Annotated in this window: 23 protein-coding genes and 1 pseudogene; 11 read left to right on the top strand and 13 right to left on the bottom strand. The window is 72.4% G+C overall.

Annotation, left to right across the window (positions count from 1 at the left end):
* Positions 1 to 4 precede the first annotated feature (4 nt).
* The 3 genes from ACIQVL_RS37040 to ACIQVL_RS37030 all read right to left on the bottom strand — a co-directional run bounded on the left by ACIQVL_RS37040 (position 5) and on the right by ACIQVL_RS37030 (position 1843).
* Positions 5 to 298 carry a DUF5133 domain-containing protein gene (locus ACIQVL_RS37040; RefSeq protein ID WP_403477534.1) on the bottom strand — a complete coding sequence of 98 codons (294 nt, stop codon included), beginning with the start codon at positions 296 to 298 and terminating at the stop codon, positions 5 to 7.
* Between the two features lie 54 nt (positions 299 to 352).
* Positions 353 to 1186, bottom strand: coding sequence for a SigB/SigF/SigG family RNA polymerase sigma factor (locus tag ACIQVL_RS37035; RefSeq protein WP_403477526.1), 834 nt, complete (start codon positions 1184 to 1186; stop codon positions 353 to 355).
* 237 nt (positions 1187 to 1423) lie between these two features.
* A complete protein-coding gene (locus ACIQVL_RS37030; protein ID WP_403437629.1) occupies positions 1424 to 1843 on the bottom strand; it encodes an ATP-binding protein in 420 nt (139 codons plus the stop codon).
* 398 nt (positions 1844 to 2241) lie between these two features.
* Here ACIQVL_RS37030 and ACIQVL_RS37025 point away from each other — a divergent pair, with 398 nt between their 5' ends.
* Positions 2242 to 2691 carry a cyclic nucleotide-binding domain-containing protein gene (locus tag ACIQVL_RS37025; protein WP_403437627.1) on the top strand — a complete coding sequence of 150 codons (450 nt, stop codon included), beginning with the start codon at positions 2242 to 2244 and terminating at the stop codon, positions 2689 to 2691.
* 13 nt (positions 2692 to 2704) lie between these two features.
* Here ACIQVL_RS37025 and ACIQVL_RS37020 read toward each other — a convergent pair whose 3' ends face one another.
* Positions 2705 to 4009 carry an MFS transporter gene (locus tag ACIQVL_RS37020; RefSeq protein ID WP_403437626.1) on the bottom strand — a complete coding sequence of 435 codons (1305 nt, stop codon included), beginning with the start codon at positions 4007 to 4009 and terminating at the stop codon, positions 2705 to 2707.
* A 129-nt stretch (positions 4010 to 4138) separates the two neighbouring features.
* The gene (locus tag ACIQVL_RS37015; RefSeq protein ID WP_403477525.1) at positions 4139 to 4756 is read right to left on the bottom strand and encodes a LysE/ArgO family amino acid transporter; all 618 of its coding nucleotides are present in this window, start codon (positions 4754 to 4756) and stop codon (positions 4139 to 4141) included.
* An 86-nt stretch (positions 4757 to 4842) separates the two neighbouring features.
* Here ACIQVL_RS37015 and ACIQVL_RS37010 point away from each other — a divergent pair, with 86 nt between their 5' ends.
* A complete protein-coding gene (locus tag ACIQVL_RS37010; RefSeq protein WP_403477524.1) occupies positions 4843 to 5727 on the top strand; it encodes a LysR family transcriptional regulator ArgP in 885 nt (294 codons plus the stop codon).
* Between the two features lie 70 nt (positions 5728 to 5797).
* Here the strand turns inward: ACIQVL_RS37010 and ACIQVL_RS37005 are convergent, their stop codons facing one another.
* Positions 5798 to 6505 carry a TetR/AcrR family transcriptional regulator gene (locus ACIQVL_RS37005; RefSeq protein ID WP_403437621.1) on the bottom strand — a complete coding sequence of 236 codons (708 nt, stop codon included), beginning with the start codon at positions 6503 to 6505 and terminating at the stop codon, positions 5798 to 5800.
* A 119-nt stretch (positions 6506 to 6624) separates the two neighbouring features.
* Between ACIQVL_RS37005 and ACIQVL_RS37000 the strand changes: the two genes are divergently transcribed.
* Both ACIQVL_RS37000 and ACIQVL_RS36995 read left to right on the top strand, forming a co-directional pair.
* Entirely contained in the window at positions 6625 to 7839 is a 1215-nt protein-coding gene (locus ACIQVL_RS37000; RefSeq protein ID WP_403477523.1) for a saccharopine dehydrogenase C-terminal domain-containing protein, read from the top strand.
* 113 nt (positions 7840 to 7952) lie between these two features.
* The gene (locus ACIQVL_RS36995; RefSeq protein ID WP_403437618.1) at positions 7953 to 8207 is read left to right on the top strand and encodes a WhiB family transcriptional regulator; all 255 of its coding nucleotides are present in this window, start codon (positions 7953 to 7955) and stop codon (positions 8205 to 8207) included.
* Here ACIQVL_RS36995 and ACIQVL_RS36990 read toward each other — a convergent pair.
* From ACIQVL_RS36990 to ACIQVL_RS36975, 4 genes are all read right to left on the bottom strand, one after another.
* Entirely contained in the window at positions 8200 to 10062 is a 1863-nt protein-coding gene (locus ACIQVL_RS36990) for an ATP-binding protein (protein ID WP_403477522.1), read from the bottom strand. The genes ACIQVL_RS36995 and ACIQVL_RS36990 overlap by 8 nt on opposite strands.
* Positions 10059 to 10760, bottom strand: a complete 702-nt coding sequence (locus ACIQVL_RS36985; RefSeq protein WP_294002460.1) for a response regulator transcription factor — start codon at positions 10758 to 10760, stop codon at positions 10059 to 10061. The genes ACIQVL_RS36990 and ACIQVL_RS36985 overlap by 4 nt, the downstream gene beginning before the upstream one ends.
* A gap of 19 nt (positions 10761 to 10779) precedes the next feature.
* Positions 10780 to 11526: a hypothetical protein gene (locus tag ACIQVL_RS36980; protein ID WP_403477521.1), complete on the bottom strand. Its 747-nt coding sequence runs from the start codon at positions 11524 to 11526 to the stop codon at positions 10780 to 10782.
* Positions 11527 to 11681: 155 nt separating this feature from the next.
* On the bottom strand, positions 11682 to 13085 hold the full coding sequence (locus tag ACIQVL_RS36975; RefSeq protein ID WP_403437615.1) for a M1 family metallopeptidase: 1404 nt from the start codon (positions 13083 to 13085) through the stop codon (positions 11682 to 11684).
* Between the two features lie 166 nt (positions 13086 to 13251).
* Here ACIQVL_RS36975 and ACIQVL_RS36970 point away from each other — a divergent pair, with 166 nt between their 5' ends.
* Positions 13252 to 13599: a DUF488 domain-containing protein gene (locus tag ACIQVL_RS36970; protein WP_403437614.1), complete on the top strand. Its 348-nt coding sequence runs from the start codon at positions 13252 to 13254 to the stop codon at positions 13597 to 13599.
* 122 nt (positions 13600 to 13721) lie between these two features.
* Here the strand turns inward: ACIQVL_RS36970 and ACIQVL_RS36965 are convergent, their stop codons facing one another.
* Together ACIQVL_RS36965 and ACIQVL_RS36960 are read right to left on the bottom strand one after the other, a co-directional pair.
* A complete protein-coding gene (locus tag ACIQVL_RS36965) occupies positions 13722 to 15395 on the bottom strand; it encodes an FAD-binding dehydrogenase (protein WP_403437613.1) in 1674 nt (557 codons plus the stop codon).
* Positions 15396 to 15455: 60 nt separating this feature from the next.
* On the bottom strand, positions 15456 to 16085 hold the full coding sequence (locus tag ACIQVL_RS36960; protein ID WP_403437612.1) for a TetR/AcrR family transcriptional regulator: 630 nt from the start codon (positions 16083 to 16085) through the stop codon (positions 15456 to 15458).
* 134 nt (positions 16086 to 16219) lie between these two features.
* On the opposite strand from ACIQVL_RS36960, the gene ACIQVL_RS36955 reads away from it, so the two are divergent.
* The 3 genes and pseudogenes from ACIQVL_RS36955 to ACIQVL_RS36945 all read left to right on the top strand — a co-directional run bounded on the left by ACIQVL_RS36955 (position 16220) and on the right by ACIQVL_RS36945 (position 18940).
* Positions 16220 to 16846, top strand: coding sequence for an alpha-ketoglutarate-dependent dioxygenase AlkB (locus ACIQVL_RS36955; protein ID WP_403477520.1), 627 nt, complete (start codon positions 16220 to 16222; stop codon positions 16844 to 16846).
* A gap of 85 nt (positions 16847 to 16931) precedes the next feature.
* Positions 16932 to 17680: pseudogene (locus tag ACIQVL_RS36950) on the top strand (MBL fold metallo-hydrolase).
* A 24-nt stretch (positions 17681 to 17704) separates the two neighbouring features.
* Positions 17705 to 18940 carry a DUF4032 domain-containing protein gene (locus tag ACIQVL_RS36945; RefSeq protein WP_403437609.1) on the top strand — a complete coding sequence of 412 codons (1236 nt, stop codon included), beginning with the start codon at positions 17705 to 17707 and terminating at the stop codon, positions 18938 to 18940.
* Positions 18941 to 18962: 22 nt separating this feature from the next.
* On the opposite strand, the gene ACIQVL_RS36940 is transcribed toward ACIQVL_RS36945, so the two are convergent.
* Positions 18963 to 19832 (bottom strand): universal stress protein, encoded by an 870-nt coding sequence (locus tag ACIQVL_RS36940; protein ID WP_403477519.1) that lies wholly within the window; start codon positions 19830 to 19832, stop codon positions 18963 to 18965.
* Positions 19833 to 20022: 190 nt separating this feature from the next.
* Between ACIQVL_RS36940 and ACIQVL_RS36935 the strand changes: the two genes are divergently transcribed.
* The 3 genes from ACIQVL_RS36935 to ACIQVL_RS36925 are packed head-to-tail and all read left to right on the top strand — an operon-like array spanning position 20023 to position 23524.
* Complete coding sequence (locus tag ACIQVL_RS36935; protein WP_403437606.1) at positions 20023 to 21699, top strand: FAD-dependent oxidoreductase; 1677 nt, start codon at positions 20023 to 20025, stop codon at positions 21697 to 21699.
* Positions 21696 to 23174, top strand: a complete 1479-nt coding sequence (locus tag ACIQVL_RS36930; RefSeq protein WP_403477518.1) for an ATP-binding protein — start codon at positions 21696 to 21698, stop codon at positions 23172 to 23174. The genes ACIQVL_RS36935 and ACIQVL_RS36930 overlap by 4 nt, the downstream gene beginning before the upstream one ends.
* Positions 23171 to 23524: a UBP-type zinc finger domain-containing protein gene (locus tag ACIQVL_RS36925; RefSeq protein ID WP_403437604.1), complete on the top strand. Its 354-nt coding sequence runs from the start codon at positions 23171 to 23173 to the stop codon at positions 23522 to 23524. The genes ACIQVL_RS36930 and ACIQVL_RS36925 overlap by 4 nt, the downstream gene beginning before the upstream one ends.
* Positions 23525 to 23599 lie beyond the last annotated feature (75 nt).

Raw genomic sequence — 23599 nt, 5'->3', positions numbered from 1 at the left:
CGGGTCACTCCGCCGCCGCGAGGGGGGCGGATGCGCGGTGGCGCGCGTCCCCGGGAACCGCCGTGCCCGGTACCGGGACGACGGGCGTGGCGGGGATGGTGACGGGAGGCAGGCCGGCGGTCGCGGTGGCGGCCAGGAGGTGGCGGGCCTTCGCCAGGGCCGCGGCGATGTCGCGGGTTCCGGTGATCACGCAGAGCGTGTAGGCCAGGTCGCGGGCTGCGGGGTCCGGTACCGGCTGCGCGGCGTGCGCACGCTCGTAGTCGTCCACGAGCCGGCGCAGCGTGGCGGGGTGGGGCATCAGCACGGCTTCACTCCTCGGTCGGTCGGCAGGGTTCCACGGCGGCCGTGGGGATCACTCGGCGGTACGGCCCAGCGCCTCGGCGCGGACGCGGGCGCAACTGCGGCTGATGAGCCGGGAGACGTGCATCTGGGAGATGCCGAGCTTGTCGGCGATCCGGCTCTGGGTCATGTCCTCGAAGAAGCGCATGTAGAGGATGGCCCGCTCCCGCTCGGGCAGCCGCCGCAGCCCTTCCCTGGCCGCCTCGCGGTCCACGACGACGTCGTAGGAGCCGTCGGCCTCCCCGAGGGTGTCGGCGAGGCTGTAGCCGTCCTCGCCGGCGGAGAGTTCGGCGTCCAGGGACAGCGTGCTGAAGCTCTCCAGGGCCTCCAGCCCGGCGCTGACCTCGTCCTCGGTCAGCCCGGTGCGGGCGGCCAGGTCGGCGACCGTGGGCTCGGCGGAGCCCGGGTTCTGGGTGAGTTCCCGGCGGGCCACCCGTACCCGGTTGCGCAGTTCCTGCACCCGGCGCGGGACCCGCAGCGCCCACATCCGGTCGCGGAAGTGCCGCTTGACCTCGCCGGTGATGGTGGGCACCGCGTAGCTCTCGAACGCGCCGCGGGAGGGGTCGTAGCGGTCGACGGCCTTGACCAGGCCGAGGGCCGCGACCTGGCGCAGGTCCTCGACGGACTCGCCGCGGTCGCGGAAGCGGCCGGCGATCCGGTGCGCCATCGGCAGCCAGGCGCCGACCAGTTCGTCGCGCACGGCGTCCCGCTCGGGGCCCTCGCCCAGCAGGGCGAGGCGGGCGAAGAGAGCCGCCGTGTCGGGAGCGTCGTCGTGGGTACGGCGCGATGGCGTGCGGGTGGTGCGGTCGGGCGTGCGGGAACGGCTGGTCGACAAGTCGGTGGGCATGCGGAATCGCTCCTGAACTGTGGGTTTCAGGGCGTCACCGGAACGTGGTTCCGGGACTGGGCCCGAACTGCGATGTCAGGGTCGCCGCGGAAGCGCCGCCCGGACCGTTCTGCCGGCCCGGGGGCTGTCGTACGACCGCTCCCACTGGCGCGCGCCTCCGGTCCGAAGCACGACACTCCGCCTGCCCCTTGGATCCGGGCCCAAACACCGTGCCCGGCACGGGGCCTGTCCGCGGGCTCAGCCCAGGGGCACGACCGCGGTGATCCGCTTGCCTCCGCAGGGCAGTCCGGCGACCTCGACGTCCCGGGCCAGCCGGCAGACGATGGGCCAGCCCCGGCCGCCGGGCCGCCACCGGTGCCGTTCGTCGACGGCGCGTTCGGCCACCGGTATCTCGTCGCTGCGGTCGCTGACCGACACCCGTACCGCGCACCCCTCGACGTCGACGGCGAAGCCGGTGATCCCGCCGCCGTGCAGGATCGCGTTGGTGGTCAGTTCCGAGGTGACGAGCAGGGCGTCGTCGAGGGCTTCGGCGGGGCACGGCAGGGCTTGTCGGGCGACCGCGCCGCGTACCGCTCTGCGGGCGTCGGCCGGCCGCAGCGGCGGCCGACGGGACGCGGGTGGTGCCATGGTTGACTCGGTCCGGTACTTGTCGTACATCCCTTCGCTCCCTGGGTGGTGGACCGGTGGATCGGCTCGGTCCCGTCCGTACGGGGCTCTTCTCTTCGGCTCACCGGTCGGGGCGCGGTCAAACCCCTTCGGGGGCGACAAGGGGCTCCCCAAAGTGAAACGGGTCACGTAGCCTGTTCATGGCTACGCGAAATCGCTCTGGATGGTTTACCGTTCATCCATAAGTGGTCGAGGAGTTGACAGCAGGTCCTCCCGCGCCACCTCTGACGGCCCTGGCTGGCCTCCCCCGTCCAGCCAGGGCTTTTTCACGTCCGGACCGGTTCCCGACGGCGGCTCTCACCTTCTTCGAGGTGCCCGGCGGGGCGGCAGCGGCTGAAATGGGCGTAGGGAAAGCACCCCGTACCCTCGCCGGCGAGGAGCCCCGCGCCATGACCAAAGCCATCAAACTGCTCACCGCCCTGCCCCAGGCCCAGCGCGAGCGCCTCATGGAACTGGCTCACGAGGTGTCCTTCCCGGAGGACACCAGGATCTTCGAGGCCGGCGGCACCGCCGACCGGTTCTGGGTGATCCGCTCGGGCGCGGTCAACCTGGACCAGGAGGTGACGTCCCACAAGCGGGTCACCGTCGCCACGCTGGGCGCCGGCGACCTGCTCGGCTGGTCCTGGCTGTTCCCTCCGTACACCTGGGACTTCGGGGCGGTGGCCTTCAGCCAGGTACGGGCCTACGAGTACGACGCCGCGGCCGTGCTCGCGCTGTGCGTGGAGGACCCGCTGCTCGGTCTGTCGCTGGTGCGGACCGTCGCAGAGATCCTCGCGAGCCGTCTGGAGGTCACCCGGGGCAAGCTGCTCGACGCGTACGTGGGGCGACGGCCCGCGTAGCCGCGCAGTCCGGTCAGACGCGGTAGCGGCGCAGGGCCGGGACGGCGGCGGCCAGAGCCAGCATCACCGCGACCACCAGCAGCCCGCCGCCCGCCACGGCCGCGCGCGGCCCGAAGACCGAGCCCGCGGTGCCGTGCAGCACGTCGGCCAGCCGCGGGCCGCCCGCCACCACCACCGTGAACACGCCCTGCATCCGGCCCCGCATCTCGTCGGTCGCGGCGGACAGCAGGATCGCGCCGCGGAAGACCATCGAGACCATGTCGGCGACCCCGGCGGCGGCCAGGAAGGCCACGGCGACCCAGAGGTTGCGGCTCAGCCCGGCCCCGGCGACGGCGGCGCCCCAGCCGACCACCGCGCCGATCACCATCAGGCCGTGCCGGCGGGCCCGCGAGAAGGTGCCGGAGAAGAGCCCGCCGAGGACCGCGCCGACCGGGATCGCGGCGAACAGCAGGCCGAGCGCGAGCCCCTCGCCGTAGGAGGCGTAGGTCTCCGCGGCCAGCTGCGGGAACAGGGCGCGGGGCATGCCGAAGACCATCGCGATGATGTCCGCGAGGAACGACAGCAGCAGCACCTTGTGCATCGAGATGTACCGGAACCCGTCCACGATCTCGCGCACCCCGGCCCGCCGCGCCGTCGCCCCCGCGAGCGGCGGCAGCGCGGGCAGCCGGTAGACCGCCCACACCGTCACGCACAGCGCCAGCGCGTCGATCAGGTACAGCGCGGACAGCCCGATGACGGGGATCAGGGCACCGGCGAGCAGCGGCCCGACCACCTGCCCGGTCTGCATGACCGTCGACCCGAGCGCGTTGGCGGCGGGCAGCTGGGCCTCGGGGACCAGCCGGGCGATGGAGGCGGTACGGGCGGGCGCGTTCAGCCCCCAGAACGCCTGCTGCATCGCGAGCAGCACCATCAGCGCGGCCACGGACTTCATCCCGGTGGCCGCCTGCACGAAGAACAGCAGCGAGGTCACACCGATGCCGGTGTTGGTGATCAGCAGGAGCCTGCGGCGGTCCATGGTGTCGGCCACCGCGCCGCCCCACAGCGCGAACACGATCAGCGGCAGCAGCCCGGCGAGGCTGGCCGCGCCGACCCAGGCGGACGACCCGGTGATGTCGAAGATCTGCTTGGGCACCGCGACGGCCGTCAACTGGCTGCCGACCGAGGTGACGATGGTCGACGTCCACAGCCTGCGGTAGGCCGGGACGCGCAGCGGGCGGGTGTCCATCGCCCAGCGCCGCCAGCCGCTCCGGGGCGGGGCGGCCGTGGCGTCGTCGGGGGTCTGTATGTCGGACTGGGTGCCGCTCTCGCTGGTGTCCACGGAGTTCCTGGTGTCCCGCTCTTCTCGATGCCCGCTACATCTTTTCGGTTGCAGGGCAACTATCGCAGCAACTTCGGCAGCCGCCGAACCGGTTGTCTCAGGATGCGGCCCGGCGGGGACCGGGGCGCCTCAGGATCCCGCCACCAGCATCAGGCCGAGCCCGACCATGGTCAGCGCCACCAGCCCGTCCAGCACCCGCCAGGCGGCGGGCCCGGCGAGGTACCGGCCGAGCAGCCGGGCTCCGAAGCCGAGGGCGGTGAACCAGCAGAGGCTGGCGAGTGCGGCGCCGAGGCCGAAGGTCCAGCGCAGGTCGCCCCGGTCGGCGGCGAGGGAGCCGAGCAGGAACACGGTGTCCAGGTAGACGTGCGGGTTGAGCCAGGTCATGGCGAGGCAGGTGAGCACGGCCCGCCGCCGGGACCCGGCCGCCTCGCCGACGGTGCGCAGGCCGCCGGTGCCGGGCCGCAGGACCCGGCGGGCGGCCAGGGCGCCGTAGCAGAGCAGGAAGGCGCCGCCGATCAGCCCGACCGCCCGTACCGCACCCGGCCAGGCCACGACGATCGCGCCCACCCCGCCGACGCCGAGCGAGATGAGGGCGGCGTCGGAGAGCGCGCAGATGCCGACGACCACGAGGACCGCGTCACGGCGGATGCCCTGGCGCAGCACGAAGGCGTTCTGGGCGCCGATGGCGACGATGAGCGAGAGGCCGCTGCCGAAGCCCGCGGCAGCGGCGGCGAGAGAGCTGGACATGCCCTTGACGCTACGGAAGCGATCACTGTGCGTACAGCTAAAGATTTTTACGTACCATTAACGCGACTGAAGAGGGGAGTGGGACGGTGGAGCTTCCGCTCGACCAGGTGCGGACACTGCTCGCGGTGGTGGACGAGGGCACGTTCGACGCGGCGGCCGCGGCCCTGCATGTGACGCCGTCGGCGGTCAGCCAGCGGGTGAAGGCGCTGGAGCAGCGCACGGGCCGGGTGCTGCTGCAACGGACCAAGCCGGTGCGGCCGACGGAGTCGGGCGAGGTGCTGGTCCGGTTCGCCCGTCAGCTGGCGCGGCTGGAGCGGGACGCGCGCGGCGAGCTGGGCATGAGCGGCGCCGGGGAGCCGACCCGGGTGTCGGTCGCGGTCAACGCGGACTCGCTGGCGACGTGGTTCCTGCGGGCGCTCAGCGGGCTGCCGGGCGTCTATGTCGAGCTGCGCCGCGAGGACGAGGACCATACGGCCGCGCTGCTGCGGGAGGGGCTGGTGATGGCGGCGGTGACCTCGTCGCCGGACGCGGTGCCGGGGTGCTCGGTGCGGGCGCTGGGGCGGATGCGGTACCTGCCGGTGGCGGCGCCGGAGTTCGCCGCGACACGTCTCGCGGGGGCCCTGCCGGATGCGCTGGCCGGGGCGCCGGTGGTCGTCTTCGACCGGGTCGACGACTTCCAGGACGGGTTCGTACGGCGGCTGGGCGGCGCGGGGGCGAGTGCGCTGCGGCACTACGTGCCGACGTCCGAGGGGTTCGTGGACGCGGTGACGGCCGGGCTGGGGTGGGGCATGGTGCCCGAGGCGCAGGCGGAACCGCGGTTGCGGGAGGGGCGGCTGGTGCGGGTCGGCGGGCGGGAGCTGTGGGTCGACGTGCCGCTGTACTGGCAGCAGTGGAAGCTGGATTCGCCGGCTTTGGGGGCGGTGGCGGAGGCGGTGGTGCGGACGGCGGGGGGTGCGTTGCGCCGGCCGTAGGAATCAGCTCGTCCGGTCGCGCGTGCCGGCCCGCGGGGGCTTGTCGCGCCCACGCGGCGGAGCCGCACATTCACACAGCCCCGCGCCCCTGACGGGGCGCGGCACTGTCCAGGAGCATCTCAAGTGCCGTCGGATAGGCGCTGGTCACCATGCGCTTCGCCAGCAGGGGCGCCGCCTCCGCGATGCGCGGGTGGGTCGTGTACGGGAGACGGGCATAGGTCGAGTGCCACTTGTCCTCGTCGGCGCGCTGGGAGTCCTTCGGCAGGGTCAGGGAGGCCGCGTCCAGGGCCGCGAAGGCGAGGGTCTGGTCGATGAAGGCGTGGTAGATGCGCACGGTCTCGGGCAGGGAGAAGCCTGCCGTGCGCAGGACGTCCAGGACCGCCTCGTCCGCGGCCAGTTCGTGCGCCCGGCCGGTCACTCGGTTCGTGGTCAGCAGGGCGGCCTGCGGGTGGGCGACGTACTGCGCGTGGATACGCAGGCCGATGGTCCGCAGGTCCGTCCGCCACTCCCCCGTCGGGGTCCAGCCGGCCAGCGCCTGCCCGATGAGCGCGTCGCCGATCGCCAGGGTCAGGTCGTCCATGCCCCGGAAGTAGCGGTACAGGGTGCTGGGGTCGCAGTCGAGGGCGAGGCCGAGGCGCCGGGCGGTCAGGCCGGCGCTGCCGTGCTCGCGCAGCAGGCGCAGCGCGGTCTCCACGATGAGCCGCTCGGAGAGCACCGTGCCGCTGCGGGTGGGGCGACGCCTGCGCCGCTTATCCTCCGGTACAACCGTTTTGGGCATCTCGCACTCCCCGACGTTCTTATGCCAACGCCATTGACCTTACGGGACGGAACGGCGTTTCATTCCGGCCAAGGCGCCCGTACCCGACCTCGCTCTCTGTCCCAGAAGGAGATTCCGGCATGCGTGTACTGCTCGTGGGAGCCGGCGGTGTCGGCACCGCCGTCACCCGGATCGCGGCCCGACGGCCGTTCTTCGACCTGATGGTGGTCGCCGACTACGACCGGGCCCGCGCCGAGGCGGCGGTGGCGGCCGTCGGCGACGACCGGTTCCGCGCCGAGCGCGTCGACGCCGGTGACGAGGCGGCCGTCGCCGCCCTGCTGGCCCGGCACGGCTGCGACGTGCTGCTCAACGCCACCGACCCGCGCTTCGTCATGCCCCTGTTCCGGGCCGCCCGCAAGGCCGGCGCGGACTACCTCGACATGGCGATGTCGCTGTCCCGGCCGCACTCCGAGCGGCCCTACGAGGAGTGCGGGGTCAAGCTGGGCGACGAGCAGTTCGCGCTGGCCGGGGAGTGGGAGCAGGCGGGTGCCCTGGCGCTGGTCGGGATGGGGGTGGAGCCCGGTCTCTCGGACGTGTTCGCCCGCTACGCGGCCGACGAACTCTTCGACGGGATCGAGGAGATCGGCATCCGCGACGGCGCGAACCTGACCGTGGACGGATACGACTTCGCACCCTCCTTCAGCATCTGGACCACCATCGAGGAGTGCCTCAACCCGCCCGTCGTGTACGAGCAGGGGCGCGGCTGGTTCACCACGGCGCCGTTCAGCGAGCCCGAGGTGTTCGACTTCCCGGACGGGATCGGGCCGGTCGAGTGCGTGAACGTCGAGCACGAGGAGGTGCTGCTGGTGCCGCGCTGGGTGGACGCGCGGCGGGTCACCTTCAAGTACGGACTCGGACGCGAGTTCATCGAGACGCTGAAGACGCTGCACCTGCTGGGTCTGGACCGCACCACCCCGGTGACGGTGCCCGGCGCCGACGGCCCGGTCGCGGTCTCGCCCCGGGACGTGGTCGCCGCGTCGCTGCCGGACCCGGCGACCCTGGGCGAGCGCATGCGCGGCAAGACCTGCGCCGGCACCTGGGTGCGCGGGGTGAAGGACGGGCGGCCGCGGGAGGTGTATCTCTACCACGTTGTCGACAACGAGTGGTCCATGGCGGAGTACGGTTGTCAGGCCGTGGTGTGGCAGACGGCCCTCAACCCGGTCGTCGCCCTCGAACTCCTGGCCACCGGCGTGTGGTCGGGCTCGGGCGTCCTCGGCCCGGAGGCGTTCCCGGCCCGCCCGTTCCTCGACCTGCTGACCGAATACGGCTCCCCCTGGGGTGTGCGCGAGCAGTGACGCCCGCGAATCCTGGGGGACTCGGCCGTTTCAGCCGCGCCCGGACCGGTGACCCGGATCCGAGCAACGCGCATACGACACGGCAGAGTCGACTTGGATCGCAGGTGACTTCGATGGACGACTGGCGAGACCACGCCGAGTGCCGCAACGAGGACCCGGACCTCTTCTTCCCGATCGGTACCACCGGCCCGTCGCTGCACCAGACACGGCGCGCGAAGGCGGTGTGCGAGCGCTGTCCGGTGCAGGACCCCTGCCTGCGCTGGGCAATGGAGACCGGGCAGGCCGTCGGCGTCTGGGGCGGAACCACCGAGGCGGAACGCCGGCTGCTGACCCGGCGCCGGCAGCGGGCGGAGCGCCGGTTCAGCTGACGTCGGCCGGGGCCGGTGCGGCCGGCAGCCGCAGGGTGAACTCGGCGCCCTTGCCGGGTTCGCTGCGCACCTCGGCGGTGCCGTCGTGGGCCGCGAGCAGGTGGCGCACGATCGGCAGGCCGAGGCCGCTGCCCCCGGTACGGCGGCTGCGGGACTTCTCCGCGCGCCAGAACCGCTCGAAGACGTGCGGGAGATCGTCGGCGGCGATGCCCGGACCGGTGTCGGTGACGGTGAGGACGACGTCGTCGCCGGCCCGGCGGGCGGACACGGTCACCGTGCCGTCGGCGGGGGTGTGCCGGATGGCGTTGGAGACCAGGTTGCCGAGGGCCTGCCGCATCCGCACCGGGTCGGCGTCGAGCCAGGCGCTGCCGTCGGTGTCGGTCAGCAGGGTGACCCCGGCCGCGTCGGCGGCGACGCGGTGGGCGGCGGCGGTCTGGTCGACCAGGTCGCCGGCGCGCACCGGTTCACGGTGCACGCGCAGGGTGCCGGCGTCGGCGGCGGCCAGGTCCTGGAGGTCGTCGATGATCCGCTGCAGGACCAGCGCCTCCTCGTGCAGGGAGCCCAGCAGCGCCGGGTCGGGGTCGACGAGGCCGTCCCGGGTGACCTCCAGCCAGCCGCGGATGTTGGTGAGGGGGCTGCGCAGTTCGTGGGCGATGTCGCTGACCATCGCCTTGCGCTGCTCCTCCAGACGCTCCCGGCGCTCGGTGAGGTCGTTGAACGCCTCGGCCAGCAGCCCGGTCTCGTCCCGGGTGCGCACCGGCGCCCGCACGTGCAGTTCGGGCGGCTGCTGCGCCGCGGCGGTCAGCGCGCGCAGCGGCCGTACCAGGCGCATGGCGACCACGGCGGTGACGGCGACCGTGACGGCGAGGACCAGACCGGCCGCGCCGACGATCTTCGTCTTGTTGGCGCGGGACATGTCGAAGCGGGGTGCGGTCTGGTCGCCGATGCCGAGGAAGAGTTCGGCGGCCGGGGCGACGTACGGTTCGAGCTGGGTGCGCCGGGCGTTGAGGACACAGTTCTTCGCGATCTGGTCCGCCGACCGTCTGACGCCCTTCTTCTCGGTGAGGAGAAATCCGCCGGAGACCGGGTTGCGCCCGGTGGTGTCGTAGGTGAGGAAGAGCTTGCCGCCCAGGTCCATGTCCTTGGCCCGGAGGCAGGGGCGGGCCAGGGACGTCAGCTCGGTGAGCGCCTTCGTCTCGGTGGAGGTCGGGAAGTCGAGCGCCGAGTTCCGGCCGGTGGCCCCGGTCATGACGGGGTCGCCGCAGCCGTACTTGTAGTAGTAGGAGGTGTCCGTGCCGTCCTCGACGACGAGGTAGGGCCGCCCGCTCGGGGTGTGCTGGACGCTGGTGCCGGCGCTGAACCGGTCGAAGCAGGACTTCTGCTTCTCCGCGACCAGGTCCATCTTCCTGCGTTCGGGCGCGGTGAGCCGGAACGGGCCGACCGCGCGCGGGTCGATGCCGCTGAGCTGGGCGCCGAACTCGGTGTAGGTGTCGGTGTGCAGGGGGTCCACGGCGGCCGCGGGCCGAGGGGGCAGCGGGGTGTCGTGGGACGCCGAGTCGGCGATCAGTGTGCGGTCGGCGGTGGTCAGCGCGATCCGGCGGCCGGTCCTGGCCGCCAGTTCCCGCACGGTGCCCTGGACCCCGGCCCAGTCGGAGTGGTCCGCCGCGTACCCGCTGAGCTCGGCGAGGATCTTGTTGTCGGCGGCGAGGTCCTGCCCCTGCTCCTCCTCCAGCGCGCTGGTGGTGGTCGTCACGGCGAGCCAGGCGGTGGCGGCCACGGAGCAGACGGCGATCAGCACCGAGGTGAACAGCAGCCGGACCAGCAGCCGTTTGCGCCACGGTATCCGCGGCTTCACGGCCGCCCGCCGCTGAGCTTGTAGCCGACGCCGAACACGGTCACCAGCCGCACCGGCCGCCGGGGATCGGCCTCGATCTTCCGGCGCAGGTTCATCACGTGGACGTCGACGGCCCGTTCGGTGGAGGACCGGTCGAAGCCCCGGGTGCACTGCAGCAGCTGCCGCCGGGTGAAGACCCGGTCGGGCTCCCCCGCCATGGCGAGCAGGATCTGGAACTCGGCCGGGGTCACCTCCACCGGCTCGCCGTCGCAGCGCACCGCGTGCCGCACGGGATCGACGCTGATCCCGGCGGCGGTCACGGCGGGCTCCTCCTCCCGGACCGGGGCGGCCCGCCCGCTGCGCCGCAGGATCGTCCGGATCCGGGCCATCAGCTCGCGCGGGCTGTACGGCTTGGTCATGTAGTCGTCGGCGCCCAGTTCCAGGCCGAGCAGCACGTCGTCCTCGTCGGAGCGGGCCGTGAGCATCAGCACCGGGATCTCCGGGTCGCCGCCGCGCAGCACCCGGCAGACGCCGAAGCCGTCGATCACCGGGAGCATCAGGTCGAGGACGACCAGGTCGGGACCGAGCCGCCGGGCCGCGTCCAGCGCGGCGGCCCCGTCGTGGACCACGGTCGCGCTGTGCCCCTCGGCGAGCAGCGATCTCCGGATCAGCTCGGCCTGCATCTCGTCGTCCTCGGCGACCAGCACATGCGCACACACAAGTTCGAACCCTAACCGTCTACTGTGCGAGCCAGTCGGCGTGTCCCATGACGACCGCCGGATGCCGTGCCGGGTCGAGGGCGCGCAGCAACTCCTTCATGTGCGCCTTGGCGACACTGACACAGGCGTGCGTGGGGCCGCCGTGGTCGACGTGCAGCCAGACACCGCCGCCCCGCTTCGCACCCATCGGCCGGGTCCAGTCGAGCGGTGACGTGCCCGGTTCGCGGTTGTAGTTGATGGCGACCACGTAGTCGAAGGAACCTTCCAGCGGCTCGCCCTCGAACCCGGTGCCGGGCGAGGTGAACCCGTAGGAGTGGTGGTACGGCAGCCTGCTCCCCGGATCGGCGAGCAGGCCCCCGGCGTCGGTGAGTCCGTACACACCGACGGGCGAACGCAGGTCCCCGGCCATGTGGTGCTCGCTCCAGCCGTCCCTGCCGTTGTGCGCGGGCCAAACGGCACCGGCCTGCCAGACGTCGTCGTCCCGTTCGTACAGGACGACGGAGGACACGGGTGAGTTCCTGCCCCGCCCGCGGGCGACGACGAGCTGCTCCGCCCGCCCGGGTATCGCGGCGGTCGTCCTCGGCCCGAGCCCGGGTATGCCGCTCGGCCGCGGGCTGCTGCTCTCGTCAGGTGTGGGGGAAGCCGTCACCCGCACCGGCCGGTCGTCCCCCGACCGACTCGGCGCGGCCTCGGCGCCTCCCCCGCATCCGGAGAGCAGGAGGGGGGAGGCGACGAAAAGGGCAACAGCAGTTCTGCGATGGATCATGCGACCGACCCTGACCGACGAATGTAAGAAACTCGTCAGCTTTCAGCGCCCGTCAGCAACAGCGCGCCCCTTCAGGGGCGCTGGGGGTACCCCCGGCCGAAGGCTGGGGGAGGAACTGCGCGAGCAACCACCACCGGCCCGCAGCCGAACCCCCGCTACGGCTTGCCCTTCTTGTACAACCACGTCTGGAACAGCGAACCGAGGTCCTTCCCCGACTGCGCCTCCGCCAGCTTCACGAACTCCGCGGTGGTCCCGTGCCCGTACCGGTGCTCCGAGGCCCACGCCCGCAGAATCCGGAAGAACACCGGATCCCCGACCGCCTTCCGCAGCTCGTGCAGGGCCATCGCGCCCCGCGCGTACACCGGCTCACCGAAGATGTTCTTCCCGCTGCCCGGATCCCCCGGCGGGTACTCCCACAGCTCGTCGCCCGCCGGCTTCGCGTACAGCGCGTCGAAGGACTTCTGCGCGCTGTCGCCCCCGTGCTGCTCGCTGTACAGCCACTCGGCGTACGTGGCGAAGCCCTCGTTGAGCCAGATGTCCTTCCAGGCGGTGAGGGAGACGGAGTCGCCGAACCACTGGTGGGCGTTCTCGTGCACGAGCGTGCTCAGGTCCGGCGCCGAGTCGTAGATCGGCCGGCCCTGCGTCTCCAGCGCGTACCCGACGTCCGGCGCGTGGTCGACTATCGACCCGGCGGACCGGAACGGGTACGGCCCGAACAGCTTGCTCTCCCACTCCAGGACCGACGGCAGCTTCTTCAGCACGGCCGCCGACCCGCTCGCCTCGCGCGGGTCGACCGCGTTGTACACCTTGATCCCGTCCCGGGTGGTGTACTGCTGCACCCTGAACTTGCCGACGGTGGCGGTCGCGAGATAGGCGGCCATCGGCTCGGCCTGCCGCCACCGGAAGGTCGTGCTGTTCCCGGACGTGTGCTGGGCGACCAGGACGCCGTTGGCGACGGCGGTCCGCCCCTTGGGGACGGTGATCGTGAAGTCGTACGACGACTTGTCCCTGGGGTGGCTGTTGGCCGGGAACCAGGTCATCGCGCCCTGCGGCTCGCCGGCGACGAACGCGCCGTCGTCGGTGCGGATCCAGCCGTCGGCCGAGCCGTCGGGGTCGGTGACCTGCTTGGGCGTGCCGTTGTACGCCACGGTGACCCGGAAGTCGCGGCCCTTCGCCAGTGCCCGCGAGGGCGTGACGACGAGTTCCTGTCCGCTGCGGCTGAAATGCGCGCTCCGGCCGTCGACGGTCACCCGGGTGACCTTCAGGCCGCTGAGGTCGAGGTCGAAGCGGGTCAGCTTCTCGGTGGCGCGGGCGGTGAGGACCGCCTTGCCGTCGAGGTGCCGGGAGGAGGTGTCGTAGCGGAGCGTCAGGTCGTAGTGGCTGACGTGGTAGCCGCCGTTGCCGCTGAGCGGGAAGTAGGGGTCGCCCGCGCCCGCCGCGCCGATCGTGCTCGCCGAGGCCGTTCCGGCGGCGGCGAGCAGGGCCGCGACGGCGACCGGGACGGTGCCGAGGACGGCCTCACGGCGGAGGACTGCGGTACGTCTGCTTGCGCCCTGCACATGGACTCCTTGGGGGGGTGGCCGATGATCAATGGCCCACAGACTAGGCGTGCGGGCGTCCGCGTTTCCCCCTCATTCTGGTCAAGCTGCGCCGCGTCGGCAGCTCGTGGGCGGGGATGCTGCATACGCTCGCGGCACCGTCAGCGAGCCGGGAGGCCGATCGATCGTGAGCGTGCGCGTCCGCAGGATCTACGAGCCGCCCGAGCCGGCGGACGGGGTGCGCGTCCTGGTGGACCGGCTCTGGCCGCGCGGGCTGTCCAAGGAGGTCGCGCACGTGGACGAGTGGCCGAAGGGGCTGACCCCGTCGGACGAGCTGCGCCGCTGGTTCCACGCGGGCGGGTCGTACGAGGAGTTCGTGGGCCGCTACGAGGCGGAGCTGGCCGCCCCCGAGGCCGCCGAACTCCTCGATGGCCTGCGGGAGTCGACCCGTAAAGGACCGGTGACCCTGCTCACCGCGTCCAAGACCCCCGACGAGAGCCACGCCACGGTACTGGCGCGGCTCCTCACCACCTGAGCCAGTCAGCCGAAGTCCGGCCCCGCGCCCGAAGGCTGCGGGAGGAACTGCGCGACCAGCCACGACGGCGCCGCAGACGAAGACGGCGCCCGCAGCGCAGCGCGGCCCGGCCGGCGCAGCGTTCACGCGGTCTGCTTGGCCGCCGCGCGCCCCGCCGCCCGGCCCGAGAACAGGCAGCCGCCGAGGAACGTGCCCTCCAGCGCGTTGTAGCCGTGCACGCCGCCGCCGCCGAAGCCGGCCACCTCGCCGGCCGCGTAGAGCCCGCCGATCGGCTGCCCGTCGGCGCCGAGGGCGCGGGAGTCCAGGTCGGTCTGGATGCCGCCGAGGGTCTTGCGGGTGAGGACGTGCAGCTTGACGCCGATGAGCGGTCCGGCGGCCGGGTCGAGGATGCGGTGCGGGGCGGCGACCCGGCCGAGGCGGTCACCGATGTAGCGGCGGGCGTTGTGGATGCCCTGGACCTGGGAGTCCTTGCTGTAGGAATTGCCGATCTGCAGGTCGCGGGCGACGATCTGGCGGCGCACCTCGGCCGCGTCCAGGAGCGCCTTGTCGGTGAGGCCGTTCATCTTCTCGACCAGCTGCTCCAGGGAGCCCGCGGTCACGAAGTCCGCGCCGTGGTCCAGGAAGGCCTGCACGGGGCCCGGCGCGCCCTTGCCGAGCAGCCGGTCGCGCAGCACGGCCTTGCGGTCCTTGGCGGTGATGTCGGGGTTCTGCTCGGAACCGGAGAGCGCGAACTCCTTCTCGACGATCTTGCGGGTGAGGACGAACCAGGAGTGGTCGTACCCGGCGATGTCCTCGGTGGTGCGCAGGTGCTTGAGGGTGCTGAGGGTGTCGTAGCCGGGCAGGCAGGGGTCGGGCAGGCGGCGGCCGAGGGCGTCGAGCCAGATGGAGGACGGGCCGGGCAGGATGCGGATGCCGTGGCCGGGCCAGACCGGGTTCCAGTTCTGGATGCCCTCGGTGTAGTGCCACATGCGGTCGCGGTTGACCAGGCGGACGCCGGCCCCGGCGCTGATGTCGAGCATCCGGCCGTCCACGTAGGCGGGGACGCCGGTGACCATCTCGGCGGGGGGTGTGCCGAGGCGTTCGGGCCAGTAGCGGCGGACGATGTCGTGGTTGGCGCCGATGCCGCCGGTGGTGACGACGACGGCCTGGGCGGTGAGTTCGAAGTCACCGATGCGGTCGCGGTTGGAGGCGACGCCGCGCGCCGAGTCGTCGGGGGCGAGGACCGTGCCGCGCACCCCGCGTGCCTCGCCGTCCTCGATGACGAGTTCGTCGACCTGGTGGCGGTGGTGGAAGGTGAGCAGTCCGTCGCGGGCGGCCTGCTTGGCGTACCGGACGAAGGGCTCGACCACGCCGGTGCCGGTGCCCCAGGCCACGTGGAAGCGGGGCACGGAGTTGCCGTGGCCGTGGGCGCGCAGGTCGCCGCGCTCGGCCCAGCCGACGGTCGGCAGCAGGGAGATGCCGTGGCTCTGCAGCCAGGGCCGCTTCTCCCCGGCCGCGAACTCGACGTAGGCGCGCGCCCAGCGCACCGCCCAGGAGTCCTCGTCGTCCTCGCGGTCGAACTGGGCGCTGCCCCGCCAGTCGTTCCAGGCCAGGTCGAGGGAGTCCTTGATGCCGAGGCGGCGCTGTTCGGGCGAGTCGACGAGGAAGAGCCCGCCGAAGGACCAGAACGCCTGGCCGCCGAGGTTGGCGGCGTTCTCCTGGTCGACCAGGGCGACGCGCCTGCCCCTGCTGGTGAGTTCGTGCGCCGCGACCAGGCCGGCCAGGCCGGCTCCGACGACGATGACGTCCGCGTCCATGGCGACGCCTTTCTGATCCGAGTGTTGTCCGGGTGTTGTGCGGGGGTCTTAGCGGGGGTCTTATCCGAGTCGGGTGCTGCCGTCGGTCAGCAGCGCGGTGAGCAGTTGCTTGAGCCAGGCACGCGCCCGGTCCACGTCCTTGTCGAGCAGCAGCTGGACGGTGACCCCGTCGTAGGCGGCGACCACGGCGTGGGCCGCGCCCTCGACCTCGCCGAGCACGGCGGGGATGGGGGTGTGGCCGCGGGCCCGCAGCAGCCGGTCGGCGACGGCCTCGCGGAGCCGGGCGCGGTGGTCGAGGAGGAGCCCGGCGACGGCCGGGTCCCGGGCGGCGTGCACCAGGAAGTCGGTCTTCACCAGCAGCCAGTCCACGTCGAGGAGCAGCACTTCGGTGACCCGGTCCACGGAGGCCGGTACGTCCAGGTCGGGGCCGTCACCGGCCAGCGCGTCGGCGACCTGCTGGGCGATGAGGTCGGCGCGCTCCCGGTACAGGGCGAAGAACAGCTCGTCGAGGGTGGCGAAGTTGGAGTAGAAGGCGCCCCGGCTGAACCCGGCGGCCTCGCAGACCTCCTCGATGGAGACGCGGCCGAACCCCTTGGCGGCGAACACGGTGAACGCGGCGTCGAGCAGCCGGGCACGGGTCTGCACCCGCCGCCGGGTCACGCGCCGGTGCGCGCCGCCGTCCACCGTCATGTGCCGACCTCCGTTCGATACGCGAATGTATCGAATACATCGGTGTATCGAAAGAGGCCGACCGCACATCGGTGTCGCCGACCCGCCGGAGATCAAATAGGAACAGATTTTCGATTACGGAGTACGCTTGGCTCATGGCCACGCACCTCCAGGGTTCCCTGTTCGACCAGACCGACGAACTGCGGCTCGGCACCCTCGACGGCATCGGCCGCACCACGCTGGGTTCCGGCGCCTGGATCGACGTGCTGCCCGGCTGGCTGAGCGGCGCCGACGCGCTGTTCGAGGAGCTGGCGGCGGACGTCCCCTGGCACGCCGAGCGCCGGCAGATGTACGACAGCGTCGTCGACGTACCGCGCCTGCTCGCCTTCTACGGCGCCGGCGACCCGCTCCCCCACCCCGTCCTCACCGAGGCCCGCGCGGCGCTCACCCGGCACTACGCCGAGGAGCTGGGCGAGCCGTTCACCACCTCCGGGCTCTGCTACTACCGGGACGGCCGGGACAGCGTGGCCTGGCACGGCGACCGGATCGGCCGGGGCGCGCGGGAGGACACCATGGTCGCGATCCTCTCCGTGGGCGCGCCCCGCGATCTGCTGCTGCGCCCGCTGCGCGGCGGCCCCTCGGTCCGCCGCCCGCTCGGCCACGGCGACCTGATCGTGATGGGCGGCTCCTGCCAGCGGACCTGGGAGCACTGCGTACCGAAGACGGCACGGGCCGCCGGGCCGCGGATCAGCATCCAGTTCCGGCCACAGGGCGTACGGTGACAAGGGCCTCGGCAACGGGCCGCCCGCCGCATGTGGTTGGCTGTCCTCCGTTTCGATCGGCACGAACGCGCAAGCCGGAGTGATCATGCGGGCAGAGGTACACGAAGTCGGCAAGGGCGCCTATCTGGTGCACGGCCAGCACACCAACTGGGTGATCCTCAAGGACGGGGACGCCGTCACACTGGTGGACACCGGCTACCCAGGGGACCGGCAGGGGCTGCTCGACTCCCTCGCGGAGGTGGGCAGTTCTCCGGAGGCGGTCGCGGCCGTGCTGATCACGCACGCGCACAACGACCACCTCGGCTCGGCCGAGTACCTGCGCGACACCCACGGCACGCCGGTCTATCTCCACGAGGCCGAAGTCCCGCACGCCCGGCGGACCTCCTCCAGCAGGTGTCGGTGGGCAAGGTGGTGAAGAACGCCTGGCGGCCGGGTGTGGTGCCGTGGCTGGTGCACGTGCTGCGGGTCGGCGGCACCGAGCAGCATCCGGTCAAGGCCCCCGAGGCGTTCCCGGTCGCCGACGGCCCCCTCGACCTGCCGGGCCGCCCGGTCCCGGTGCACACTCCCGGCCACACCGACGGACACACCGTCTACCACCTGCCCGAGGCCGGTCTGGTGATCTCCGGGGACGCCCTGGTCAGCGGCCACCGCACCGCGCGGATCCAGGGCCCGCAGCTGCTGCCCGACATGTTCCACCACGAGCGGGCCCGGGCCGTCGCCTCGCTGGACCTGATCGGCGCCCTCGACGGCGACGCCCTGCTGCCGGGACACGGCCCCCTGCACCGGGGTTCGGTGCGGGCCGCTGCCGACCGGGCCCGGGAGCTGGCCTCGTAACCTGCCGGCCTTAAGGTTCGTCCCATGGCCTTGCAGATCAACGCCACCAATCCGGAGCACCCCGCGCTCCTGCTCGAACTCCCCTGGGACGTCCCGCTGGAGGAGTGGCCCGAGGACTACCTCGTGCCACTCCCCCGCGGCATCTCGCGGCACGTGGTGCGCTACGCGCGGGCCGGCAGCGAGGTCATCGCGGTGAAGGAGCTGGCGGAGCGCCCGGCGCTGCGCGAGTACGAGCTGCTGCGCGACCTGGACCGGCTCGCCATCCCCGCGGTCGACCCGCTCGCGGTGATCACCGGCCGCACCGACACCGAGGGCGAACCCCTGGAGTCGGTGCTGGTCACCCGGCACCTGGGCGGCTCGATGCCGTACCGCTCGATGTTCGAGACGACCATGCGCCCGGCCACCATGCACCGCCTCATGGACGCCCTGGCGGTGCTGCTGGTCCGCCTGCACCTGGCCGGGTTCGCGTGGGGCGACTGCTCGCTGTCCAACACCCTGTTCCGACGGGACGCGGGCGCCTACGCGGCGTACCTGGTGGACGCCGAGACCGGCGACCTGCACACGCAGCTGAGCAACGGGCAGCGGGAGTACGACCTCGACCTGGCCCGGGTGAACATCAGCGGGGAGCTGCTCGACCTGGAGGCCTCGGGGGCACTGCATCCCTCCCTGGACCCGATCGAGTTCGGGTTCGAGATCTGCACCCGGTACGGCGAGCTGTGGGAGGAGCTGACCCGGACCTCGGTGTACCCGGCGGGCAAGTACCACTACATCGAGCGCCGGATCCGGCGCCTCAACGACCTCGGTTTCGACGTCGCGGAGATGCAGATCCAGCACTCCTCCAACGGCGACACGGTCACCTTCGTGCCGAAGGTCGTCGACGCCGGCCACCACCAGCGCCAGCTGCTGCGGCTGACCGGCCTGGACGCCGAGGAGAACCAGGCGCGGCGGCTGCTGAACGACCTGGAGAGCTGGATGGCCACCCAGGACGACTACGCCCCCGGCGACCCCCTCGCCGCCCGCCCCGAGGTGCTGGCCCACCGGTGGGTGCGGGACGTCTTCCGCCCCACCGTGCGGGCCGTGCCCCTCGAACTGCGCGGCTCGATGGACCCGGCGGAGATCTACCACGAGCTGCTCGAACACCGCTGGTACCTGTCCGAGCGGGCGCAGCACGACATAGGCCTGGACAACGCGGTCGAGGACTACATCGAGAACGTGCTGCCCAAGGCGCGGGAGACCCTGGAGCCGGTCACCCCGGAGTGACCCCGCCGGGCCGGACCTCTGGTCAGTCGTGCGGGACGACGGCCACCGGGCAGTCGGCGTGGTGCAGCACGCCGTGCGCGACCGAGCCGACGCGGGCGCCGGCCGCGGTGCGGTGGGCGCGCCGCCCGACGACCATCAGCTGGGCGCGTCCGGCCACCGAGAGCAGCACCTGCCCGGCGCTGCCCATCTCCACCTGCTCGGCGACCGGCACGTCCGGGAACCGCTCGCGCAGCGGCCGCAGGGCCTCGGACAGCGCCTTCTGCTCGTAGGGCTCCATGCCTCCGGACTCGTCCAGCAGTTTCAGCGAGCCGGGGCTGTAGGCGAAGACCGGCGGCAGGGTCCAGGCCCGCACGGCCCGGACCGTCGCGCCGCGGGCCGCCGCCGTCTCGAACGCGAACTCCAGCGCGGCCGCGCTGTCCTGCGGGCCGCCCTGCTGGCCCACGACGACCTCCCGTCCGGCGGCCTCGGCGGCGGGCCGGTCACCGGCGCGCACCAGGACGACCGGGCGTGCCGCCCCGGCGATCACCTGCTGTCCGACGGAGCCCAGCAGGAACCCGACGACCCGGCCGTGCCCGCGCGAACCCAGCGCCAGCAGTTCGGCCCCGGCCGCCGCGTCGGTGAGCACCTCGACCGGGCCGCCCTCCACCACGTCGACGCGCACCGCGAGCTCCGGACACCGCCCGGTGACGGTCCGCACCGACTCGGCGACCGCGTCGGACACCCACCCCAGCTGGGCCTCCCGGTCACCACCGAGCGCCTCGTGCTCCTCGTACCGCCAGGCGTGCACCACCCGCAGCGGCAGCCCCCGGCGCACCGCCTCCCGGGCCGCCCAGTCGAGAGCGGCGAGGCTCTCCTCCGTACCGTCGACCCCTGCCGTGATCGGGCGTGTCATGCGCAGGCCTCCTCGTCGTTCCGCTTCCGCGTGATCAGTCTTCCGCACCGGCGGGTGCCCGCTGTACACCGTCGTACAAGAGCGAAGGCCGACGATCGAACATACGATGGGCGGGAACCGGTGCGGCGGTCGCGCTCCTCAGGGAGGGTTCCGCCGTCCCGTGGAACCAACGGCTCGGGGTGGGAGACGTATGGCACAGGCTGCCGACGCAGCACGGACCGTCATCATGACCGTGGACGACGACCCGGGGGTCTCCCGTGCCGTCGCCCGGGACCTGCGGCGCCGTTACGGTGCCTCGTACCGCATCGTGCGCGCCGAGTCCGGGGATTCGGCGCTGGACGCGCTGCGGGAGCTGAAGCTGCGCGGTGACCTGGTGGCGGTGATCCTGGCCGACTACCGGATGCCGCAGATGAACGGCATCGAGTTCCTGGAGCAGGCCCTGGACGTGTACCCGGGCGCGCGGCGGGTGCTGCTGACCGCGTACGCGGACACCAACGCGGCGATCGACGCGATCAACGTCGTGGATCTGGACCACTACCTGCTCAAGCCCTGGGATCCCCCGGAGGAGAAGCTCTACCCGGTCCTCGACGACCTGCTGGACGCCTGGCGGGCCAGCGACTACAAGCCGGTGCCGGCCACCAAGGTCGTCGGGCACCGGTGGTCGGCGCGCTCCTCGGACGTGCGGGAGTTCCTGGCGCGCAACCAGGTGCCGTACCGCTGGTACTCGGTGGAGGAGCCGGAGGGGCAGCGGCTGCTGGCCGCGGCGGATGCCGACGGGACGCGGCTGCCGCTGGTGATCACACCGGACGGCACGCCCCTGGTGGAGCCGGAGGCACCCGAGCTGGCCGCGCGCGTGGGCCTGGCGACGACCCCGACGGCGGACTTCTACGACCTGGTGGTGATCGGCGGCGGCCCGGCCGGGCTCGGCTCGGCCGTGTACGGGGCGTCGGAGGGGCTGCGGACCGTGCTCGTGGAGCGGTCGGCGACCGGCGGGCAGGCCGGGCAGAGCTCGCGGATCGAGAACTACCTGGGCTTCCCCGACGGCGTGTCGGGGGCCCAGCTCACCGGCCGGGCCCGGCGGCAGGCCACCAAGTTCGGCGCGGAGATCCTGACCGCCCGCGAGGTCACGGGGCTGGAGATCAACGGCGCCGCCCGGGTGGTGCGGTTCGCGGACGGCTCGGCGGTCGCGGCGCACAGCGTGATCCTGGCGACCGGGGTGCAGTACCGGCAGCTGGAGGCCGAGGGCTGCATCGACCTGACCGGCTGCGGGGTGTTCTACGGCTCCGCGCTCACCGAGGCGACCTCCTGCCAGGGCCAGGACGTGTACATCGTCGGCGGCGCCAACTCGGCCGGCCAGGCGGCGATGTACCTGTCCCGGTTCGCGAAGTCGGTGACCCTGCTGGTCCGCGGGGCCGACCTGTCGGCGTCGATGTCGTACTACCTGATCCAGCAGATCAACGAGGCCCCGAACATCGCCGTGCGCAGTCATACCGTGGTGGACGCCGCGCACGGCGTCGAGCGGCTGGAGCAGCTCACCCTGCGCCATGTGCAGAGCGGGGACCGGGAACAGGTCGACGCCCAGTGGATGTTCGTCTTCATCGGGGCGGCACCGCTCACCGGCTGGCTCGGTGACACGGTGCTGCGGGACGAACGCGGGTTCATCCTGGCCGGGCCGGACCTGACCGTCGACGGACGGCCACCGGCCGGCTGGGAGCTGGACCGGCCGCCGTACCACCTGGAGACCAGCATTCCCGGCGTGTTCGTGGCGGGCGACGCACGCGCCGAGTCCGCCAAGCGTGTCGCGTCCGCCGTCGGAGAAGGAGCCATGGCAGTGATGCTCGTCCACCGGTACCTGGAGCAGTCATGAGCGGGCAGCTGATGCCGTGCAGCCCGAAGGAGATCGGCGCGCTGTTCCTGTTCGAGAAGCTGGAGCCGGAGCAGCTCGGGCGGCTGTGCGCGGCGGGCCGGGTGGAGCTGTTCCAGCCGGGCCCGGTCTACACCGAGGGTGATCCGGCCACCTGCTTCTACGTGATGGTCGAGGGCACGGTGGTGCTCTCCCGGCAGGTCGGCGGGGACGACGTCGAGGTCACCCGGACCTCGCAGTCCGGCGTGTACGCGGGCGCCATGCAGGCCTACCTCGGGGACCGGGTGCGGCAGGCGTACAACAACTCGATGCGGGTGACCGAGCCGACCCGGTTCTTCGTGCTGCCGGCCGACACGTTCGCGGACATCATGCGCGAGTGGTTCCCGATGGCCGTGCACCTCCTGGAGGGCCTGTTCTTCGGTTCGAAGAACACCCAGGCGGCGATCGGGCAGCGCGAACGGCTGCTGGCGCTCGGCTCGTTGTCCGCCGGGCTCACCCACGAGCTCAACAACCCGGCCGCGGCGGCCGTGCGGGCCACGTCGACGCTGCGCGAGCGGGTGGCGAAGATGCGGCACAAGCTCGCGATCATCGCCGGGAGTCCCTTCTCGCGGGAGCAGCTGGCCGGGCTGATCGAGATCCAGGAGCGCACCGCCGAGCGCGTCGCCAAGGCGCCGGCGCTCAGTCCGCTGGAGGCCTCCGACCGCGAGGACACGCTCACCGACTGGCTGGAGGACCACGGCTGCGACAACGCCTGGCAGATCGCGCCGACCTTCGTACAGGCCGGTCTCGACGTCGACTGGCTGGACCAGGTCGCGGTGGCCGTGGACGAGGAGATCCTGCCGAACTCGATCGGCTGGCTCAACTACACCATCGAGACCGAGCTGTTGATGAACGAGATCGAGGACTCGACCACCCGGATCTCGAACCTCGTCGACGCGGCCAAGCAGTACAGCCAGCTGGACCGGGCGCCGTACCGGGAGGTGGACGTGCACGAACTCCTCGACAGCACCCTGCTGATGCTGTCCGCGAAGATCGGGCAGGACATCCGGGTGGTCAAGGAGTACGACCGTACGGTCCCGCCGGTTCCCGCCTACCCCGCCGAGCTCAACCAGGTGTGGACCAACCTCATCGACAACGCGGTCTGCGCGATGAGGGACGGCGGCGGCGCGGGCGGCGGACACGGCACGCTGACCGTGCGGACCGCGCTCGACCACGAACAGCTGCTGGTCGAGTTCCGGGACACCGGGACCGGGATCGCGCCGGAGATCAAGAACCGGATCTTCGACCCCTTCTTCACGACCAAGCCCGTGGGGCAGGGCACGGGGCTCGGTCTGGACATCTCCTGGCGGATCGTCGTGAACAAGCATCACGGCAGCATGCGGGTGGAGTCGGAGCCCGGCGACACCCGGTTCCAGGTGCTGCTCCCGCTGACCGCCGAGGCGCCCGAGGAATCCGAGACACCTGTGGAGGCAGTATGAGTGGCGACACCGCGATAGCCCCGGACGTTCCGCCGAGCGGCGCCGGGTGCGTGGAGTGCGACGCGGCGGGGGGTTGGTGGTTCCATCTGCGGCGGTGCGCCCAGTGCGGGCACATCGGGTGCTGCGACGACTCGCCCGCGAAGCATGCGACGGCGCACTTCCACGAGTCCGGGCATCCGGTGATCCGTAGTTACGAGCCGGGCGAGGGCTGGTTCTGGAACTACGAGTCGGAGGAATTGTTCGAGGCCGGGCCGGAGTTGGCGCCGCCGGTGAGTCATCCTGCGGAGCAGTCCGTGCCGGGGCCGGCGGAGCGGGTCCCGGAGGACTGGGCGCGGGTGCTGCGGGGCTGAGCGCCCAGGGGGGTGGGGGTGCTGTGGTGACGGCGGCTGCGGGTTCGTCGTGGCCGGTCGCGCAGTTCCTCCCCC

The sequence above is a fragment of the Streptomyces sp. NPDC090499 genome (genome assembly GCF_044769305.1).
Classification (GTDB): domain Bacteria; phylum Actinomycetota; class Actinomycetes; order Streptomycetales; family Streptomycetaceae; genus Streptomyces.
Note: the sequence above shows the minus strand (reverse complement) of the source record. Positions and strands in the feature narration are given on the sequence as shown.

Bases quoted from the DNA above. Each gene is read 5' to 3' on its own strand.
- ACIQVL_RS37040 (WP_403477534.1), bottom strand. From the start codon at position 298: ATGCCCCACCCCGCCACGCTGCGCCGGCTCGTGGACGACTACGAGCGT.
- ACIQVL_RS37035 (WP_403477526.1), bottom strand. From the start codon at position 1,186: ATGCCCACCGACTTGTCGACCAGCCGTTCCCGCACGCCCGACCGCACC.
- ACIQVL_RS37030 (WP_403437629.1), bottom strand. From the start codon at position 1,843: ATGTACGACAAGTACCGGACCGAGTCAACCATGGCACCACCCGCGTCC.
- ACIQVL_RS37025 (WP_403437627.1), top strand. From the start codon at position 2,242: ATGACCAAAGCCATCAAACTGCTCACCGCCCTGCCCCAGGCCCAGCGC.
- ACIQVL_RS37015 (WP_403477525.1), bottom strand. From the start codon at position 4,756: ATGTCCAGCTCTCTCGCCGCCGCTGCCGCGGGCTTCGGCAGCGGCCTC.
- ACIQVL_RS37005 (WP_403437621.1), bottom strand. From the start codon at position 6,505: ATGCCCAAAACGGTTGTACCGGAGGATAAGCGGCGCAGGCGTCGCCCC.
- ACIQVL_RS37000 (WP_403477523.1), top strand. From the start codon at position 6,625: ATGCGTGTACTGCTCGTGGGAGCCGGCGGTGTCGGCACCGCCGTCACC.
- ACIQVL_RS36995 (WP_403437618.1), top strand. From the start codon at position 7,953: ATGGACGACTGGCGAGACCACGCCGAGTGCCGCAACGAGGACCCGGAC.
- ACIQVL_RS36980 (WP_403477521.1), bottom strand. From the start codon at position 11,526: ATGATCCATCGCAGAACTGCTGTTGCCCTTTTCGTCGCCTCCCCCCTC.
- ACIQVL_RS36965 (WP_403437613.1), bottom strand. From the start codon at position 15,395: ATGGACGCGGACGTCATCGTCGTCGGAGCCGGCCTGGCCGGCCTGGTC.
- ACIQVL_RS36960 (WP_403437612.1), bottom strand. From the start codon at position 16,085: ATGACGGTGGACGGCGGCGCGCACCGGCGCGTGACCCGGCGGCGGGTG.
- ACIQVL_RS36955 (WP_403477520.1), top strand. From the start codon at position 16,220: ATGGCCACGCACCTCCAGGGTTCCCTGTTCGACCAGACCGACGAACTG.
- ACIQVL_RS36945 (WP_403437609.1), top strand. From the start codon at position 17,705: ATGGCCTTGCAGATCAACGCCACCAATCCGGAGCACCCCGCGCTCCTG.
- ACIQVL_RS36940 (WP_403477519.1), bottom strand. From the start codon at position 19,832: ATGACACGCCCGATCACGGCAGGGGTCGACGGTACGGAGGAGAGCCTC.
- ACIQVL_RS36935 (WP_403437606.1), top strand. From the start codon at position 20,023: ATGGCACAGGCTGCCGACGCAGCACGGACCGTCATCATGACCGTGGAC.
- ACIQVL_RS36930 (WP_403477518.1), top strand. From the start codon at position 21,696: ATGAGCGGGCAGCTGATGCCGTGCAGCCCGAAGGAGATCGGCGCGCTG.
- ACIQVL_RS36925 (WP_403437604.1), top strand. From the start codon at position 23,171: ATGAGTGGCGACACCGCGATAGCCCCGGACGTTCCGCCGAGCGGCGCC.